The organism is Neisseria sp. 19428wB4_WF04, assembly GCF_015235335.1.
GTDB lineage: Bacteria > Pseudomonadota > Gammaproteobacteria > Burkholderiales > Neisseriaceae > Neisseria > Neisseria musculi.
This window is the reverse complement of sequence record NZ_JADGLG010000141.1, coordinates 1-652: the sequence shown is the minus strand read 5'-3', so window position 1 is coordinate 652 and position 652 is coordinate 1. Positions and strand designations below refer to the sequence as shown.

Annotated in this window: 1 protein-coding gene; it reads right to left on the bottom strand. The window is 42.2% G+C overall.

What is annotated here, in order from left to right:
- The coding region (locus IR141_RS12680; protein WP_167743227.1) for a protein rep at positions 1–652 on the bottom strand (652 nt) is incomplete at both ends.

Below are 652 nucleotides of genomic sequence, written 5' to 3'. Positions count from 1 at the left end.
CAACAATGCTTCCAAACGCGATAAAACGCTTCAGACATGGAAGATGGTTCAAAAAGTCTTTCAGTGAATAACAAGATGTGAAAATGTGGATGGAAACCGTTTTCGCCGTAGGTTACTTCAAACGCCCGAATTCTCCCTACGATGCCATAGGTTTCTATTAGTCTCTTGCCTGCTTTATCTTTCCATAACTTCGTCTGAGCTGAAGTCATTTTATTAAGCAAGCCAGCTAAATCATCTCCTTTATAATGTGGGGCAGTTAAAGTCAGCATTGAAACATGAAGCCCTTGTCTTTTAGCTTCTTCAATAGCTCTTTTAAGCTCTTCTCTTCTTCTCTCTGATATCTTAGCCGCACAAACAGGGCAAGCCCAAACATTTGCACACACTTCTAGACCACCATAAAACGCCCTAGGCTTTTCTGCGTCATGTTTTCTATAAACAGTAGGTTTTTGCGTAGGTATTCGCCAACGATGGCATTTAGATGTTCGAGATTTCGGCATTAATTTGTTGACCACTGATTTCAAAGCCCAACGTTCCGCCCTCGGATTTGGAGTTTTTTCCGTGAGAACTTCGCCAGTATCTTTGTCGATGATGGTTAACTTGCCGTCTTCGATATAGACATTATCGGGTACGCTGAAAAGCCCGTCAGATAAGG